16 protein-coding genes and 1 pseudogene are annotated in these 16,762 nt (G+C 68.1%); 4 read left to right on the plus strand and 13 right to left on the minus strand.

Annotation, left to right across the window (positions count from 1 at the left end; translation table 11 throughout):
- The 6 genes and pseudogenes from C8263_RS15465 to ilvA form a co-directional block, all read right to left on the minus strand.
- Nucleotides 1–383 (minus strand): annotated as a pseudogene (locus C8263_RS15465) (recombinase RecA); the annotation flags it as partial.
- Nucleotides 380–1,051 carry an RNA 2',3'-cyclic phosphodiesterase gene (gene thpR / locus C8263_RS15470; protein ID WP_107139038.1) on the minus strand — a complete coding sequence of 224 codons (672 nt, stop codon included), beginning with the start codon at nucleotides 1,049–1,051 and terminating at the stop codon, nucleotides 380–382. The pseudogene C8263_RS15465 and the gene thpR, both read right to left, overlap by 4 nt.
- Nucleotides 1,039–2,259 (minus strand): CinA family nicotinamide mononucleotide deamidase-related protein, encoded by a 1,221-nt coding sequence (locus tag C8263_RS15475; RefSeq protein ID WP_107139039.1) that lies wholly within the window; start codon nucleotides 2,257–2,259, stop codon nucleotides 1,039–1,041. Before C8263_RS15475 ends, thpR begins: the two co-directional genes overlap by 13 nt.
- A 433-nt stretch (nucleotides 2,260–2,692) precedes the next feature.
- Entirely contained in the window at nucleotides 2,693–3,166 is a 474-nt protein-coding gene (locus C8263_RS15480) for a GNAT family N-acetyltransferase (protein ID WP_233218849.1), read from the minus strand.
- Nucleotides 3,167–3,230: 64 nt separating this feature from the next.
- Nucleotides 3,231–3,551 carry a hypothetical protein gene (locus tag C8263_RS15485; protein WP_146160720.1) on the minus strand — a complete coding sequence of 107 codons (321 nt, stop codon included), beginning with the start codon at nucleotides 3,549–3,551 and terminating at the stop codon, nucleotides 3,231–3,233.
- Between the two features lie 154 nt (nucleotides 3,552–3,705).
- Nucleotides 3,706–5,250 carry a threonine ammonia-lyase, biosynthetic gene (gene ilvA / locus C8263_RS15490; protein WP_107139041.1) on the minus strand — a complete coding sequence of 515 codons (1,545 nt, stop codon included), beginning with the start codon at nucleotides 5,248–5,250 and terminating at the stop codon, nucleotides 3,706–3,708.
- A gap of 167 nt (nucleotides 5,251–5,417) precedes the next feature.
- Here ilvA and C8263_RS15495 point away from each other — a divergent pair, with 167 nt between their 5' ends.
- Entirely contained in the window at nucleotides 5,418–5,813 is a 396-nt protein-coding gene (locus C8263_RS15495) for a hypothetical protein (protein ID WP_107139042.1), read from the plus strand.
- Here the strand turns inward: C8263_RS15495 and C8263_RS15500 are convergent.
- The 7 genes from C8263_RS15500 to C8263_RS15530 form a co-directional block, all read right to left on the minus strand.
- Nucleotides 5,810–6,658, minus strand: a complete 849-nt coding sequence (locus C8263_RS15500) for an HpcH/HpaI aldolase/citrate lyase family protein (protein ID WP_233218850.1) — start codon at nucleotides 6,656–6,658, stop codon at nucleotides 5,810–5,812. The two genes, C8263_RS15495 and C8263_RS15500, sit on opposite strands and share 4 nt — an antisense overlap.
- 170 nt (nucleotides 6,659–6,828) lie before the next feature.
- A complete protein-coding gene (locus C8263_RS15505) occupies nucleotides 6,829–7,725 on the minus strand; it encodes an RIO1 family regulatory kinase/ATPase domain-containing protein (RefSeq protein WP_107139043.1) in 897 nt (298 codons plus the stop codon).
- A 304-nt stretch (nucleotides 7,726–8,029) separates the two neighbouring features.
- A complete protein-coding gene (locus C8263_RS15510) occupies nucleotides 8,030–8,977 on the minus strand; it encodes an ABC transporter substrate-binding protein (RefSeq protein WP_107139044.1) in 948 nt (315 codons plus the stop codon).
- A 50-nt stretch (nucleotides 8,978–9,027) separates the two neighbouring features.
- Entirely contained in the window at nucleotides 9,028–10,107 is a 1,080-nt protein-coding gene (locus tag C8263_RS15515; RefSeq protein ID WP_107139045.1) for an HD domain-containing phosphohydrolase, read from the minus strand.
- 98 nt (nucleotides 10,108–10,205) lie between these two features.
- Complete coding sequence (gene glyA, locus C8263_RS15520; protein WP_107139046.1) at nucleotides 10,206–11,435, minus strand: serine hydroxymethyltransferase; 1,230 nt, start codon at nucleotides 11,433–11,435, stop codon at nucleotides 10,206–10,208.
- 188 nt (nucleotides 11,436–11,623) lie between these two features.
- Nucleotides 11,624–13,084 carry a potassium/proton antiporter gene (locus tag C8263_RS15525; protein ID WP_107139047.1) on the minus strand — a complete coding sequence of 487 codons (1,461 nt, stop codon included), beginning with the start codon at nucleotides 13,082–13,084 and terminating at the stop codon, nucleotides 11,624–11,626.
- Nucleotides 13,085–13,211: 127 nt separating this feature from the next.
- Nucleotides 13,212–14,546 (minus strand): Gldg family protein, encoded by a 1,335-nt coding sequence (locus C8263_RS15530; protein WP_107139048.1) that lies wholly within the window; start codon nucleotides 14,544–14,546, stop codon nucleotides 13,212–13,214.
- A 247-nt stretch (nucleotides 14,547–14,793) separates the two neighbouring features.
- On the opposite strand from C8263_RS15530, the gene pheS reads away from it, so the two are divergent.
- From pheS to C8263_RS15540, 3 genes are all read left to right on the plus strand, one after another.
- On the plus strand, nucleotides 14,794–15,813 hold the full coding sequence (pheS, locus tag C8263_RS15535) for a phenylalanine--tRNA ligase subunit alpha (RefSeq protein ID WP_107139049.1): 1,020 nt from the start codon (nucleotides 14,794–14,796) through the stop codon (nucleotides 15,811–15,813).
- Between the two features lie 92 nt (nucleotides 15,814–15,905).
- Nucleotides 15,906–16,268 (plus strand): hypothetical protein, encoded by a 363-nt coding sequence (locus tag C8263_RS19025; protein WP_146160721.1) that lies wholly within the window; start codon nucleotides 15,906–15,908, stop codon nucleotides 16,266–16,268.
- Nucleotides 16,265–16,669 (plus strand): NUDIX domain-containing protein, encoded by a 405-nt coding sequence (locus C8263_RS15540; protein ID WP_107139050.1) that lies wholly within the window; start codon nucleotides 16,265–16,267, stop codon nucleotides 16,667–16,669. Before C8263_RS19025 ends, C8263_RS15540 begins: the two co-directional genes overlap by 4 nt.
- Nucleotides 16,670–16,762 lie beyond the last annotated feature (93 nt).

The following is a 16,762-nucleotide window of genomic DNA, read 5'->3' on the forward strand; positions in this document are numbered from 1 at the left end:
ACGAGCAGTTCGTCGGTGTTGACCCCCAGGCTGCGGGCGTACACCGGGTCCAGGGCGTGCTCGGCGTCAATAAAGGCGCAGGTGCCGCCGGCCTTCTGGGACTGGGCGACGATGGAGAGAGCCAGGGTGGTCTTGCCGCCGGACTCGGGGCCGTAGATCTCGGTGATGCGGCCCTTGGGCACGCCGCCGATCCCCAGCGCGAGGTCCAGACTGAGGCTGCCGGTGGACACGGCCTGCACGTCGAGCTTGCTCTCGGCGCCCAGCTTCATGATTGAGCCCTTGCCAAAGGCCTTTTCAATCTGGCTCATCGCCGTTTCGATCGCCTTCGCCCGCTCTTTGGCGTCGGCGGGGGCAGTGGTGTTCAGCTCTTTTTCTTTGCTCATAGGGTCTCCTGGGCACGGGGGGCAGGGGCAGAGGGGGCGGCATCGGGTGCGGGCGCAGGAGCGCCGCGCAGACGGAAGGTGCTGACCGTGTCGTGAATGGGGCCGGTCTTGCGCAGAATGGAGCGGAACAGCGTGACCTGCGCAGCCTGCCAGCCCTGCGGGAACAGCAGGGGCGGCACGCGCGGCGCCGGGCCCTTCTTGCGCGCCAGGGTCACGTGGGCCTTGAAGGGCAGGTCGTCGGTCTTCACGCCCAGCTCGTTCAGGCCCTCGCGCAGGGCGGCGGCCAGCTCGTTCAGGCCCTCGCCCTCCACCTTCACAAACCACACGCGGGGGCTGCCTTCGTTGGGAAAGTAGCCGGTGCCGCGCAGCTTCAGGTGCAGTGGGGCAAGGCCCTGGGTCAGCCGGGTCCCCAGACGCTTCAGGTCATCCACGCGTTCGGGCGGCACTGCTGGCAGGTACGCCAGGGTCACATGAAACTGATCGGCGGGCACCGCGCGCCAGTTGCCGCGCAGCTTACCCTGGGCGCCTTGCAGGGCCGGGGCCAGATCGGCGGGCACCTTCAGGGCGTAGAACAGACGCAGGGTGCTGGGCTTGTGGGCGGCGGGCGGAGCAGTGTCCCGGGGGGGCGCCGGGCGGCGGGGGGCAGCTTTGACCTTCACGCCGACCATCCTCCGGGCCGCAGGCCCCGCAGGGCAAGCCCCAGGGCCCAGACTGCCGCCCGGTCGCGCACCTGCGCCGCGTCGCCGGGCCAGTTCAGGCTAAAGGTGCGCGCCTCGCCCTCGCCGGTGTCCAGCGCCGCGTGGGTCTGTCCGGTGCCCTCGCCAGCGGTGCAGGCCACCACCGCCAGCCCCACCTGGGCACCCAGGTGTTCACGGGCGCCCGCCGCCAGTTCCCGCGCGGCCTGCTCGCTGTACAGGCCCTGATCGTGCAGGGTGACCGGGGTCAGGCCCAGCGTGATCAGGCGGCGGTGGTCCTGGGTGACAGCGGCGTCCAGAAAACCGCGCTGGTCGGCCAGCAGGGTACACAGCACGCCGCCGCTGCCCGCTTCAATGACGCCCAGCGTGCGGCTGCCCAGGGCGGCCTGCACCGCGCCCGGCAGGGTCTGGTCGTCCTCGCCCCAGGTCCACTTTTTCAGCGCCGCGCGCACCTGCTCGCGCACAGGGTTCAGCAGGGCCTGGGCCTGGGCTTCGGTGGGGGCGCTGGCGGCCACGCGCACGTCCACGCCAGTGCGGCGGGCATAGGTGGCCACGCTGGGGTTGGCCTGCCGGGTCAGGTCGCCCAGCAGCTCCGCCACGTTGCTTTCGCCAATTCCCTGGGTATGAAGGGTGGTGTGCAGCAGCGCGGCGCCCGGCAGCGGCAGACGGGGCAGCACCTGCTCGCGCCACATCCTGTGCATCTCCCGGGGTGGGCCGGGCAGGGCCACGATCAGCCGGTCTTTGCCCTCCCAGACGGTGCGGACAAACCAGCCCGGCGCGGTGCCCACCGGGTTGGGCAGGGCCTCGGCCGAGGGAATCAGCCACGCCTGCTTGCGGTTGATCTCGGGCATGGCGCGGCCACGCGACTCGAACAGCCCGCGCAGCGTGGCCAGGAGGTGGGGGTCGACTTCGGGGGTTTCCTGCAGCGCGGCGGCAATCGCCTCGCGCGTCAGGTCGTCGTCGGTGGGGCCCAGGCCGCCGCCCAGCAGCAGCAGGTCAGCGCGGCCCAGGGCCGTGTGAATGGCGTCTTTGAGGCGGTGCAGGTTGTCGCCCAGCACAGACTTGCGGTGCAGGGTCACGCCGCGCCCGGCCAGTTCACGGGCCAGGAACGCCGCGTTGCTGTCAACAATTTCGCCGAACAGCAGTTCTGTTCCTACACTGATAATTTCTGCTATAGGCATAACAACCTCGGGGCAGTATAGGCGAAAGCGAAACACGAGTCCAGTGTGGATGGCTATGGTTTTGTCAATGGATTGGGGGCGCCAGGAGACTGGGCGGCCAACCTGCCGGTGCTGTCGCCACCAGGGCTGCGCTTGCCACTGGCCCCCTTCACGCACCTGAAACCTGGTGGCACAAAGGGTCTGTCCGCTGCACTCGCCAGCAGTTGTGACTGCGGTTGGCTGGGCGGCCCCTCTGCTCCACGGGTCCGGTTCATCAACGTGGCTGGCCACGGCCCCAGCCCTCAAGCTTGCGTAAGGGCCCACGCGCTTTTTATCCAGCTTCGTGCCCAAAGGCAGGTGAGCCTCTGTCACAGAGTCAAAGGGCGCGAGGGGTGCGCCCCGGAAGGTACTCCGCCTGAACAGATCAGGCGCAGGGGCGCTCAGCCAGCCTCTCTCAGGTGTCCTGCAGCGGCAGCTCGTAGCACAGGCTGTTGTCCATGCCCTCGTAGTAGCCGAAGTTGGGAATACGGCGAAAGCCCGCGCGCTCGTACAGGGCCAGTGCGGCGGCCTGCTGATCGCCAGTTTCCAGCACCAGGCGGCGGTAACCCGCCGCGCGGCCCCGGGCAATCAGTTCGTGCAGCAGCGCCCGCCCCAGGCCGCACCCCCGCGCTCCGGGCACGGTGTACATGCGTTTGACCTCGGCCGAGTCCCTGTCCCAGCGTTTCAGCGCCCCGCAGGCCAGCAGCTTTCCGCCTTCCTCGGCGGCCAGCAGCACGCAGCCCTCGCCGCTCAGGGTCAGGGGGTCAAAGGGCTCGGTGCGCTCATCGGTGTCCTGGTACAGCTCGCGCAGTTCGCGCTGCTGGGCGTTCATCAGGGCCTGCACGCGCGGGTCGGTGGGCGGAAGGTCCAGCAGGTGAGGGGTGGGCATGGGCCAGCGTAGGCGCAGCTCCCCACCGCGCGCAAGGCCAGGTCCCGCTTCAGGCCCCCCCGTTTCAGGAGGAGACGAGTTCGGCCACCCAGTCGCCGGAGGGCACGCGGTCATCGCGGCTGTGGCCCGTGGCGCTGGGGTGCTGGGTGAAACGGGCCACGGTCCAGGTGTGTTCCCCCGCACTCAGCAGGTAACTGCCGTGCTCGCCAGGGCCGCTGACCCGGCGGGCGCTGGTGTGAAAGGTGACCTCTACAGCCGTGCCCACCGGAAGCGCTTCCAGATTGGAGGTGGCAACCTCGCCCCGGAAGGTGCGCTGGGGGTCAGTGGCCTCACCCTGCCACGCGCCACTCAGGCCCAGGGTCTGCGTTGTGCGGGTCTCTGCCATGCGCTTCATCTGGCCACGCCGGCCCCTGCGCGGGGTGAGTGGGGCCGCAGCACCCCTTCATGTGTGACCGGGCGTCCAGACAGCTCCAGCGTCACTGGCCAACCACCCTAAGCCGGGCGGGGTGCCAGCGGAGCAGGCTCAAGCACACCCGCGCTCAGGTCAGAAACAGGCGGTAGGCGGGATTGGCGGTCATGTCGGTGGCGGGGTAGCCCACGCCGGCCAGGAAGGCCCCGAAGGCCGCCTCGTCGTCCGGGGGCACCTGCAGGCCCGCCAGCACCCGGCCGTGGGCGCTGCCGTGGTTGCGGTAGTGAAAGAGGCTGATGTTCCAGCGGCCGTGCAGCTGGGTCAGAAAATCCAGCAGGGCGCCGGGGCGTTCGGGAAAGGTGAACGAATAGACGCGCTCAAACGCCGCCTCGGGTGCCCGCCCGCCCACCATGTGCCGCACATGCACCTTGGCCAGTTCGTCGCCGGTGAGGTCCAGCACCGGGTAGCCGCGCGCTTCCAGGTCGCCGCGCAGGGCGGCGCGTTCGTGGGCGCCGGCCAGCTGCACCCCCACGAAAATCTGTGCCTGGGCGCGGGGCGCGTAGCGGTAGTTGAATTCGGTGATGGCCCGCTTGCCCACCACCTCAATAAAGGCCCGGAAGGCGCCGGGCTGCTCGGGAATGGTCACGGCCAGGATGGCCTCGCGCTGCTCGCCGATCTCGGCGCGCTCGGCCACGTGGCGCAGGCGGTCAAAGTTCACGTTGGCGCCGCAGGTCAGGGCCACCAGGGTGTGCCCGCGCAGTTCGTGCTGTGCGGCGAAGCGTTTGAGCCCCGCCACCGCCAGCGCCCCGGCCGGCTCCATCACAGCGCGGGTGTCGTCGAACACGTCCTTGATGGCCGCGCACACCTCGTCGGTGGTCACGCGCACCCAGTCGTGCACGTGGCGCCGCGCCAGTTCAAAGGTGTAGGCGCCCACCTGCTTGACTGCCACGCCATCCACGAAAATGCCCACCTCCGAGAGCCGCACCCGCTCGCCTGCCTGCACCGACTGGTACATGGCGTCGCTGTCTTCGGGCTCCACCCCCACCACCCGGATGTCCGGGCGCAGGGCCGCCAGCACGCCCGCCACCCCGGCAATCAAGCCGCCGCCGCCCACCGGCACAAAGACCGTCACCGGCCCCTCGGTGTCCAGCTGCCGCAGCAGTTCCAGGGCCACCGTGCCCTGGCCAGCCAGCACCAGGGGATCGTCGTAGGGGTGCACGAAGGTCAGGCCGCGCGCCGCCTGCAGGGCGTAGGCGTGGGTTTCAGCGTCGCTAAAGGAGTCTCCGAACAGCACCACCTCGGCGCCGCGGGCGCGGCAGGCGGCCACCTTGATCTCCGGCGTGGTGGCGGGCATCACGATCACCGCCCGCAGGCCCAGCTGCTGCGCGGCGTAGGCCACTCCCTGCGCGTGGTTGCCCGCCGAGGCGCAGATCACGCCCTGCTGGCGCTCGGCGGCACTCAGCTGCGCCATCTTGTTGTAGGCCCCGCGCAGCTTGAAGGAAAAGATGGGCTGCTGATCCTCACGCTTGAGCAGCACGCGGCTGCCGGTACGCGCACTCAGGCGCGGGGCCTCGCTCAGGGGGGTCTCAATGGCCGCGCCGTACACCTTGCCGGTCAGGGCGAGGCGCAGCACGTCGCTGGCGGTCAGGTCTTGGGGTTGGGGGGCTCTGGTCATGTGGTCTCCCAAAGAAAGGGCCCCCGAGTGTGAAGCTCGGGGGCCACAGGACAGCGCGCGGGCCGTCAGGTCTGAGCCCCTGACCACCGGAGAATTCGCGCCGTCTTCATGGAGCGAGCATAGGCCGGGGCTGGAATGTCCGCCTCCGCCAGGGGTAGACAAGAGCCATGACCCACCTGGGTAAAGCTCTGGCGCCCCGAGGGCTGACGGTACGACTGCTGTCGGCCCGGCGCCGCCGCCTGCGGCCGTTCGTGGATCTGGGGCCCTTTTTTCTGTTCTTCGGGATTTCCGGGGTAGACCACGGACGCGAGGCGCGGCTTGAGCGCCGCTTCGAGGAGGAATACTACCCGCATCTGGTGACGCTCAGGCCCTCTGGTTCACTGCCGCCGGGCCGCTACAGTTTTGCCGGCCTGCCCGCCGACGCCAACCGGCGCGGCTGGGCGGTGGAAGAGGGCGGCCTCGCCCAGGGCGAACTGAGTGAGGACGGCTGGGCCGCCCTGCAGGCGTGGCTGGCGCAGGGTGGGGGAGAGGGCGCGGTGCAGCCTCAGGTGCTGGACGCCTAGCGCTTTCCCTGCGCCGCCCAGAGCGCCAGCGTCTCCTGGGCCTCGTCCACATGCATCTGCTCCACCAGGGCCCCCTGAAAGGTGGCCACGCTCTGGCCGGCGGCGCGGGCCACGTTCCAGGCGGCAACAAGCGCGCGGGCGGTGTCGGCCTCGGCCTCGCCCACCCCGTAGGCGGCGTGGGCAGGCTCAATCTGGCCGGGGTGAATCACGGTTTTGCCCGCAAAGCCCAGGGCGCGGCCCTGCGCGCACTCCCGCGCGAAGCCTTCGGGGTCGCGCACGTCGTTGTACACCGCGTCCAGGGGCACCCGGCCGCAGGCGCGGGCGGCCAGCACCACCGCGCTCAGGGCGTGCAGCAGTGGCGCCCGGCCAGGGTGGGGCCGGGTGCGCAGGGCGCGGGCCAGATCATTCGCTCCGGCGATCAGGCCGGCCACCCCGGGCGCGGCGGCAATCGCGGCGGCGTTCAGCACCCCCAGGGGCGTTTCGATCATGGCCCAGACAGGGTGCAAGACAGGCTGCGGCCCGGCCAGTGTGGGCGGCGCCTCCACCTTGGGCAGCACCACGCCTCCAAGGGCCGGGTGCGCGGCCAGGGCCAGATCGTCCTCGTGCCAGGGGGTGCCAGGGGCATTCAGGCGCAGCAGCACCGGCACCGGCCAGGGCTGGGCCAGAGCGGCGCGCACGTGCTCGCGGGCGCTGGCCTTGTGTTCGGGGGCCACAGCGTCTTCCAGGTCCAGGATCACGGCGTCGGCTCCCAGGGTCCGGGCCTTGTCCAGGGCGCGCGGCTTGTCGCCCGGCACATACAGCACCGAGCGCCAGGGGCGCGCAGCGAGAGGGGCCTCAGCGCTCACGGCGCTCCGGGCGAGTGCGGCGGGCGGCGCTGCTGCCCAGCAGGAAGGGCAGCAGGACCAGCAGGAAGGTCAGGGGGCGTGGCATAGGGGCAGTATGAAACAGGGGCCTCCAGGTCAGACACAAAAAACCCACTTCACCAAGGAAGTGGGTCCGGCGCGGCGCGTGGCCTTCACGGCAGCAGCAGCCGGGGAGTCGGCGCCGGGCCCAGGGCGCGGCGCTGCACCTCGCGCAGGGTGCTCTGGGCGTCGGCCTGAATGCCGTGCTTGCGGAAGCTGGTCACGAGGCTCTGGGCGTCTCTGGCCAGCAGGTCGTGAAAATGGGGGTTCTGGCGCGTGGTGAGCTGGGGAAAATCGATGATGGTCACGGTGTCCTCCCACCAGAGAAGGTTGTAGGTGCTGTAGTCGCCGTGGGCGTACCCCAGCCGCAGCAGATCGGCCATACCACGCACGCTCTGGTCCCAGGCGCTCTGGGCTTGCTGGGGGCTCAGGGCAGCGTCACTCAGGCGCGGGGCAATCTGGTCTTCGGTGCCAATCAGACGCATCAACACGGCGGGGGTGGTCTGGGCGTACTCGAAGGGATGCGGCCCCACCAGGGGTTCGGGGACCGGCAGGCCCGCGTGCCACAGCTGCCACAGGTGGGCGTACTCGGCGTTCACCCAGCCCTCTTGCAGCATGGCCAGGCCCTTGCGGGTGCGGCCTTCCATGGCCCGCTTGGCGCGGGCGTCCAGAATCACCTGCCCGGCGCGGTACACGGCGTCGTTCTTGAAAGAGCGGGCTTCCAGGTCGCGGTAGAGCTTGAGCAGCACGCTGCCCCGGGGGCCGCGCGCCACGTAGGCGGTGGCTTCCTTGCCGCTTTTGAGCTCGGCCACCACTTCGGTGATGTGGCCCAGGTCTTTCAGGCGGCGAATGATGTCGTCTTGCAGGTCGCTGTCTTCGGCCGTCAGGTCGGCCAGGGCGCGGCGGCCCGCCGGCTTCTTGCGGGGGCGGCGAATGCGGTCTTGCGGCTCGTTGGCATCGTCCCAGAAATCATCCTGGGTCATCCACGGTGTCTGTCGCTGGGCGCTCATGGGCGCCCCCGTGGGTTACAAGGCTTGGGTGCGCCCGAAGGCAGAGGCGGCCACGGTTGGTGAAACAAAATCACTCCTGTACGCAGGGACGAAGACTCGGTGGGCAGCGGTCCAGGTGGTTGTGATGTCGGTCATAGGCAGCACCTCCTTTCGGTGATGGGGTCAGCGTAGCAGGCAAATGCGGCGCCTGTCACGAAGATCTGCGGCGCTAGGCCATCACGCCTAGGGGCCATGACAGATGCAAGGCCGGGCGCAGAACACAACAAAACCGCGCCCAGGACGGGCGCGGCTCTTCTCGGCAGGTTTACTTCAGCGTTTTGCTGATGAAGGTGTTGGTGTAGTAATCGGTGGCCCTGGCGCTGGCGGGCAGCTTGCCCTGCTTGACCAGCGCCGCCACCGCCTTGGTCCACGCCGCTGGATTCATGGCCCCAATGCCGTTGCTCTGCGTATACGGCCCGGTCATCAGCGGCACGCTGGCGCGCAGCACGTCCAGGCTGCCGCTGCTGCCAAACACCGGCTGCGCCAGCCGGAAGGCGCGCGCGGGGTCGGCCACCGTGAATTTCAGGCCACGCTGCGCGGCGCGGACCACCTTCCGGGCGAGGTCGCCCTGCAGGCTCTTGCCGCTGCCAATCAGGCCCACGCCCACCATGGGGTAGGCGCCCGTGACATCCAGGGTGTACACGCGCCGGCCGCTGGTGCGGGCCAGTTGCAGCACGTCGTTGTTGGCGTAGCCCACGGCGGCGTCTACCCGCCCGGCGCGCACGGCGTCCACCTGGGTAAAGCCGATGCTGCTCAGGCGCACGTCCCTGCCTTCCTGCAGGTCCGCGCTGTCCAGCAGGGCCTGAATGGCGTGGTAGGAACTGCCGAAGGGGCCGGGCAGGCCAACCGTCAGGCCCCTGAGGTCCTGCACCGTATTCAGCGGCTTCAGGCTGAACACCGTCACCGGGTTTTTCTGGTACATGGTCATCACGTAGCGCACGTCCGCGCCCTGGTTGCGCGCGAAGATGGCGTCTTCGGGGTCGCCCACCACGAAATCCAGCTTGCCCTGCAGCAGCAGGGGCAGTAGCTGCGAAACGTAGCCGTGTTGGTAGGTCACCTTCAGGCCCTCGGCCCCGAAATAGCCCAGTTTGTCGGCCACGTAAAAGGGCGTGAACTGCACGTCGGGGTTGTAGCCCAGCCCAATGTTCACCGTGCGCTGCGCGGCGGCAGAGCTGGCCAGCAGGCCCAGCAGCAGGAAGGCGGCGCGTCTCATGAGGGCGAGTATAGGGGCGCGGCGTGACGGGTCTGTGACGGGGAACGCCCTTACGCCTGCGCCCGGCCCAGCACGCCGGTCAGCGCGCGCACCACCCGGGGGTCAAAGTGGGTGCCGCTGGCCGCCTGAATAAAACTCAGCGCCTCGTCGGCGCGCCAGGCGGCCTTGTAGCTGCGGCTGCTGGTCAGGGCGTCAAAGACATCGCACACGGCAAAAATGCGTGCGGTCAGTGGAATAGCCTCGCCGCCCACGCCGCGGGGATAGCCGGTGCCGTCCCAGCGTTCGTGATGGGCGGCCACCACGTTCAGGGCCTCGCCGGGCAGAAACGGCAGTTGCCGGGCCAGATTCACCCCCTCGTCCACATGGCGGCGCATGCGCCCGCGCATCTCGTCGGTCAGGGGACCGGGGCAGTGCAGAATCTCGTCGGGCAGGCTCAGCTTTCCAATGTCGTGCAGGTACGCCCCCCAGCGCAGCGCGCACAGATCTGCGTCGCTGAGGTGCAGGGCTTGCCCCAGCTGCGTGGCCAGCCGGGTCACGCGGTCGGTGTGGCCGTGGGTCTCGGCGCTGCGGGCTTCCAGGCACAGCCCCAGGGCGCGCAGGGCGTGTTCGTGGGCGGCACGTTCGCGTTCCTCGGCGTCCAGGCGGGCAGCCAGCAGGGCAATCAGGCCCGTGACGCTGCGCACCAGGGCCGGGGCCCCGGCGGGCCAGGGCTGCGGGGTAAAGCCCAGCAGCAGCAGCGCGCCAATCAGGGTGCCTTCGCGGTCGTGCACGGGCGCGGCGATCATGGCGTGCAGCCCCGGCCACGCGAAGCTGCGCGCCGCCGGGTGGGCGCGCACATCGGGAATGAACAGCGGTTCGGCCGAGCCGTGCAGGGCCTGCACCAGCGGCAGCCCCGGCGCCAGCCCGCGCAGGGGCAGCGTGGAGGGCCGGGTGCCACTTTCGGCGCGCACCCGGTACACCTGATCCTGCGCCCACCACTGGTAGTAACCGGCCACCTGGGCGCCCGCGCCCGAGAGCAGCGCGTCCAGCACCGGCTGCATGGCGCTGCCCAGGTCCGGGGCCGTCAGCCCCAGTCGCGTGAGCCGCAGGGTCAGCTCAGCGAAGTTCCCGGAAACGTCTGCCATCGTCATGGTGCCTGTCCACTATGACACACCAAATGAGGAAAATCTCACAAAAAAGAAAAGGGGTGCCCGCAGCACCCCCAGTGGCTGGTGTGGCCGGGACGGGCTCAGGGCAGGGGAAAGCGCCCGGCGAAGGCGTGGACTTCCGCCTTCACATCCTCGCCCTTCAGCGCGCGGTCAATCAGGGCGGCGATGGTGGGCATATCGCTCTCCACCATGCCGCGCGTGGTGACGGCCGGCGTGCCGATCCGGATGCCGCCGCCATGCAGAATCTTTTCCGTGTCGTAGGGCAGGGTGGATTTGGAGATGGTAATAAAGTTGGCGTCCAGCCGCCGGGTGGCCTTGGTGCCGTTCAGGCCCTGGGGGCGCAGGTCCAGCACCAGCAGGTGGTTGTCGGTGCCGCCCGAAACCACGCGGTAGCCCTGCTCCTGAAAGGCGGCGGCCAGCGCCTGCGCGTTCCTGATGACCTGCGCGGCGTAGGTTTTGAATTCGGGCTGCAGCGCCTCGCCAAAGGCCACGGCCTTGGCGGCGATCACGTGCTCCAGCGGGCCGCCCTGGTAGCCGGGGAACACGGCGCGGTCAATCCTGGCGCCCAGTTCGGGGTCGTTGCTGAGAATGATGCCGCCGCGCGGACCACGCAGGGTCTTGTGGGTGGTGCTGGCCACCACATGCGCGTGGGGCAGCGCATTGGGGTGCACCCCGGCGGCGATCAGGCCCGCAATGTGGGCGATGTCGGCAAACAGAATGGCGCCCACCTCGTCGGCCACGGCGCGGAAGGCCGCGAAGTCAATGGTGCGGCTGTAGGCGCTGGCGCCCGCAATGATCATCTTGGGCTGGTGCTCGTGGGCCAGGCGGCGCACCTCGTCCATGTCAATGAGTTCGGTTTCGGGGTTCACCTTGTAGCCCACGATCTGGTAACGCAGCCCCGAGAAGTTCACCGGGTTGCCGTGCGTGAGGTGCCCGCCGTGCGAGAGGTCCATGCCCAGCACGGTGCTGCCGGGTTCAATCAGGGCGTTGTACACGGCGAGGTTGGCGCTGGACCCCGAGTGCGGCTGCACGTTGGCCCACGCGGCGCCAAACAGCGCTTTGACGCGGTCAATGGCCAATTGCTCCACCTGATCCACAACCTCGCAGCCGCCGTACCAGCGCTTGCCGGGGTAGCCCTCGGCGTACTTGTTGGTCAGCAGCGAGCCCTGGGCCTCGCGCACCGCCGCCGAGGTGAAGTTCTCCGAGGCGATCAGTTCCAGCCCCAGGCGCTGGCGCTCGCCCTCCTGGGCAATCAGGTCAAAGATGGCCGTGTCACGGGCCGGGGTGGACTGCGGGGCGATGCTGGTCATACGGTCACGGTAACACTGCTGTCTGAGGGGGCCGCGCGGCGTGTCTTTGCAGGGCAGACGTGGGGGGTGGCCGATGGCGGAGAGCAAATGGCGGATGGCACATGGGGCAGCAGGTCAAGGGGCCGGGCGGGCACAGTGCCCAGCGCTCATGGCCCATGGCCCATGGCTCGTGACTCAGCGCCCCTGGCTTATGGCCGCCCCAGCATCTGCCGCACGGCCTGCAGTTCCTCGTCACCCGCCAGCACCAGTACGCTGTCGCCGGCCAGCAGCTGGGTGGCGCCTTTGGGAATCAGGAATTCGCCGGCGCGGTGCACCAGAATCACCAGGGCCTCGGGGGGCAGGTGCAGGTCCACGATGCGGCCGCCGTCGGCGCGGCTGCCGGGCGCCACTTCCACCTCCACCATCTCGTTCTTGTTGTGGCCGGTGGGCGTGTAGGAAATGGGGTAGTTGGCGCGTTCGGGGATGGCCTCGCGCACGTGCAGCCAGCGGGCCACCAGGGTCAGGGTGGTGCCCTGCAGCAGCACACTGGTCAGCACAATAAAAAAGACGATGTTAAAGAGGGTACGCGCTTCCGGGATGCCCGCCACCAGCGGAAAGGTGGCCAGCACGATGGGCACCGCGCCGCGCAGGCCCACCCAGGCCACCATGCTTTTCTCGTTCAGCGGCATGCGGGCGTTCGCCAGCGACAGGTACACGCTGATGGGCCGGGCCACGAACACCAGCACCAGCGAGCAGGCCAGGGCCAGCCCTGCGGTGGGGAGCAGTTCATGCGGATTGACCAGCAGCCCCAGTGTCAGGAACATGCCCACCTGCATCAGCCACGACAGGCCGTCGTGAAAGTTGATCAGGGAGCGCTTGTGAATAAAGTCGGCGTTGCCCAGCAGCACGCCTGCAATGTAGATGGCCAGAAAGCCGCTGCCGCCCAGCACGGCCGTGCCCGCGAAGATAATCAGGGCCAGCGCCAGCATCAGCACCGAGTACAGTCCTTCAAACTGCAACTGCACGCGGTTGAGCAGCCACAGCGCCGCGCGCCCCAGCCCCAGGCCCAGCAGCGCGCCCAGCGCCATTTCCTTGAGAAACAGCGGCGCGATGCTCAGCACGCCCTGCCCCGGGTGCGCCATGAGTTCCAGGATGCCCACGGTCAGAAACACGGCCATGGGGTCGTTGCCGCCGGATTCGAATTCCAGTAGCGGGTCAATGTCGCCCTTCAGGCCCAGGTTGCGTTCCTTCAGTACCGAGAACACGGCGCTGGCATCCGTGCTGCTGACAATGGCCCCCAGCAGCCACGCGGTCAGCCAGGGAAAGCCAAAGGCGAAGTGGGTAAAAGCGGCCATGACGCCGGCGGTGGCCAGCACGCCCACCGTGGCCAGGCTCAGGCCCCGGCGCACCACCGGGCGGGTCATGGCCCAGTTGGTGTCCAGGCCGCCCTGAAACAGAATGAAGCACAGCGCCACGGTGCCGATGGCCTGCGCCAGTCCGTAATCCTGAAACTGAATGCCCAGGCCGTCGCTGCCAAACAGCATGCCCACGCCCAGAAACAGCAGCAGTCCCGGAATGCCCAGTCGCCCGCCCAGCCGGCTGACCAGCAGGCTGACGAGCAGCAGCACCCCGGCGGCCAGCAGGTAGCCTTCGGCGTGAACTTCACCCATGGGCGGCTCCGGGGGGCGGGAACGTGAAGACAGAGGCAACCATGCGGGCATCCTCGCATGCGTCTGGGCGACGGAAAAAGAAGCTGGCCCCTGCAGGGCAGAGGCCAGTTGCGCAGATAAAGCTTTCTTAAAGGTCGCCCGCCAGCCAGCGCACCACATTCTTGCCCAGCGCGGCGTTGCCCAGGTTGGGCCAGTTGTTGTACTGCCCGGTGCTGCCGTCGGAATAGGTGTTGTCGCCAAAGGTGGCGCTGTCGCCCCACATGGCCACGCGGCCCGTGCCGACCGTGTTCACCGCCAGATAGGTTTTGCCCCCGGTGCCCATCAGCGCTGTGCCCGAGCGCACGTCCACGCTGGTGCCCACGTAGACCCCGGCGCTGCTCACCCCGTTCAGGATGGGGTGGCTGGTCAGCGGCGTGGCCGTGTACACCGGATCGCTGAAGCTGGAATTGAACGAAGCCCCCAGGCCGAACAGCCCGTCGGTGTTCAGACTGGCTTGCAGGGTGGCACTCACGCTGGTCGGACTGCTGCCGTCCCAGCCGTTGAAGACTTCAGGACTGTCCCAGCCGTTGTTGTTGCGGTCACTGACCCGGTGGTCCGTGATGAAAAAGACCCCGCCGCCGTTCTGCACGAAGCTCTGGATGGCCGCGCGCTCGCTGTCGCTGAAGGGGTTCTGCGGCTCGGGGATCACCAGCACAGCCACGCCGGAGAGGCTGGTGGAGGTCACGGCGCTGCCGGTCAGACTGGCCACCGTATAGCCCAGGCCACGCAGGGCCGCCGCGTAGTCGCTGTACGCGCCGTCAATGCGCCAGTCGGCGTTGCCCGCGTCCTCGGCCTTGGTGAGGTCAAACAGCACCTTCTTGCCGGTGCCCCCGCCCCCGCCCGTGCCGCCCCCGTTGGCCGCGCCCGGGGTGGCCCCCTGCACCTTGAAATCGGCGCTGTTGGCGCCCGTGTCCTGGCCGTCCGGCACGCGGGCCAGGGCGCTGCCCGCGCCGGTGGTGGGGGCCGGCGTGCCCTCGCCCCGGCCCGTCGTGGGGCTGCCGTAGGCCACGGCGTCCACCAAGGCGCCCGACTTCAGCAGGTGCAGGCTGCCGCTGCCGTTGTTCAGGTCTGCGCCGCTGCTGACCAGGGTGCGGCTGGCCACAGTCGTGTCCTGCGCCACCACGTAATACCCGCTGGCCGGAATGGTGCCCGACAGGGTGACCGTGCGGTACTGGGTGCCCGCCGTGTCATAGGCCGCCAGCGTGTAGCCGCTCAGGCTTTTGCCAGCCGGGCCCTTCAGTTCGATGAAGGTGCCCGCGTCGGTGCCCGGGGCGTCGTAGTACAACTCGTTCAGGACGGGTTCGCCCGCTGCCGCCAGCGCCGCCAGCGGAGCGCTGCCCTGCGCGGTGCGGCCGCAGGCAGGCAGAAGAAGGGCAAGGGAAGCGAGCGCCATCAGGCGCCGGACCGGCAGATTGGGTTGCATCGGAGTTTTATTGTTCACGAGATTGTGATGTGTATGTCAATTTGACCCGTAGTTCATCTGGCGCGTTTCTTCATCTGGCCCTGGTCTGCTAGGCTGGGCCGCATGACACCCCAGGCCGGTTCACGTTCGCCGTTTTTCGGTTCTGGGGGTTGGCTGGCCTGAGAGCAGGTCAAGCCCTGGCCCCCGCCCGCACCCTTGCGAGGCGGGGGTTTTCTTTGTTCCAACCGGTTGTTCAACAGGAGGACACATGCAGCACGAAGCCATTCAAGAGATCGCCGCCGCCGGCAGCCTGGAGACCCTGCAGGCCGTCAAGACCAGGTATGTGGGCAAAAGCGGCCTGGTCACGAAAGAACTGGGCGCTCTGGGCAAACTGCCCCCCGAGGAGCGCCGGGCCCGGGGCGCCGAGATCAACGCGGTGCGTCAGGCCATTCAGGCGGCGCTGGACGAGCGCGAGGCGGCCCTCAGGCGCGAGGCCCTGGACGCCAAACTGGCGGGTGAGGCCATAGACGTGACCCTGCCCGGCCTGCCCCTGCCGGCCGGCGGCCTGCACCCCATCAACCGCGTGTACGAGGACCTCGTGAACATCTACGAGCGCCTGGGCTACGCGGTGGTGGAAGGCCCCGAGGTGGAAGACGAGCACCACAACTTCGAGGCCCTGAACGTGCCCTGGTACCACCCGGCGCGCGACCTGCAAGACACCTTCTGGCTGGAGGACGGCCGTCTGTTACGGACCCACACCAGCCCCATGCAGGTGCGCTACATGGTGGACCACGAGCCGGACCTGAAGGTGGTCGTGCGGGGCAAGGTGTACCGCTACGAGGCCACCGACGCCACCCACGAGAGCATGTTTCACCAGCTGGAAGGGCTGGTGGTGGGCGACGGCATCTCCATGGCCGACCTGAAGGGCACGATTGCCGAGATGGCGCGCGGCCTGTACGGCGCGGGCGCCAGGGTGCGCTTCCAGCCCAGCTACTACCCCTTCGTGGAACCCGGCGCCGACTTCGCCGTGTACTGGGACAACCCGCGCGGCGAGAGCAAATGGCTGGAGCTGGGCGGCTGCGGCATGATTCACCCCAACGTGTTCAAGGCCGTGGACGATCTGCGCGAGGCCCAGGGCAAGCCCCGCGTGTACGAGGGCAAAACCGGCTTTGCCTTTGGCCTGGGCCCCGAGCGCATTGCCATGCTGAAGTACAAGATTCCGGATATTCGCTACTTCTACGCGAATGATCCGAGGGTGATCGGGCAGTTTCGGGGGGAGTTGGGGTGACGTTCGATATATCGCTAGATCGGGATGGGACTTTTTACAAAGGCACCATACTGATTGGAGAAAATAGATTGGATGTGCATTCCTCAGGAGAGGTGTTTGACCTTGTTGACTATCAGAAGAGTTGGCTAGGCACGATAGAGGCTCTGTTTAATTGTCGCCACGCAGTGGTTTTTTTGACTTCGTTGTCACGAACACCCGACGAAGATGTTTTCGAGCTATTTGGCATTGTGGCCTCTAGAGAGCAAAGCTCTGTTCACCTCAGCTACTTTGTGACGCGACTGAGTGACCTGGGTGAACGCCCAGATATCAGGCTTATTAATGATCATATTGGCGGCTTCTATGATGAGTCATTGGGGCCTTTGGAATACTCAAAATGGGACTTGAGCCATTGGCAAATTGAACTGAGTGAAGTTCTGGACTTTGGCGAGCGTCTCAAACTCAGGATGGCGTCGTGAATCGCCCCCGTTCCGTTGGCATCCTCTTCAATGACCAGAACCAAGTCCTGCTGATGTTGCGGCGCAAGGCAGGGCGTACCTACGCCACCCTGCCCGGCGGCGGCATTGAGGGCAAGGAAACCCCGGCCGAAGCCTGCGCCCGCGAGATGCTGGAAGAAGTGAACCTGGTCGTGGAAGTCGTTCGCGAAGTCCTGACGCTGAAGAACCTCGGTCACCAGGAACATTACTTCCTGACCCGCCTCCTGTCCGGCGAGATGCGCCTGGGCGACGGCCCCGAAGGCGTGCGCCACAGCGAAGAGAACTCGTATGAGCCCGCCTGGGTGGGCGTGCAGGATCTGGACGCCGTGAATCTGGTGCCGGAGCAGGCAAGGGAAATGGTGCGGGGGCTGGTGCCGTCCTGACCTATTTCAGCCCAGGTCGGCTCAAAGGTGTGTTGGAAGCTGGCCTTGGGAGCCCAAACGTCGCTTTGGCCACGACCCTGGCTGCCTCACGGC

Source organism: Deinococcus arcticus (assembly GCF_003028415.1).
Taxonomy (GTDB): Bacteria; Deinococcota; Deinococci; order Deinococcales; family Deinococcaceae; genus Deinococcus; species Deinococcus arcticus.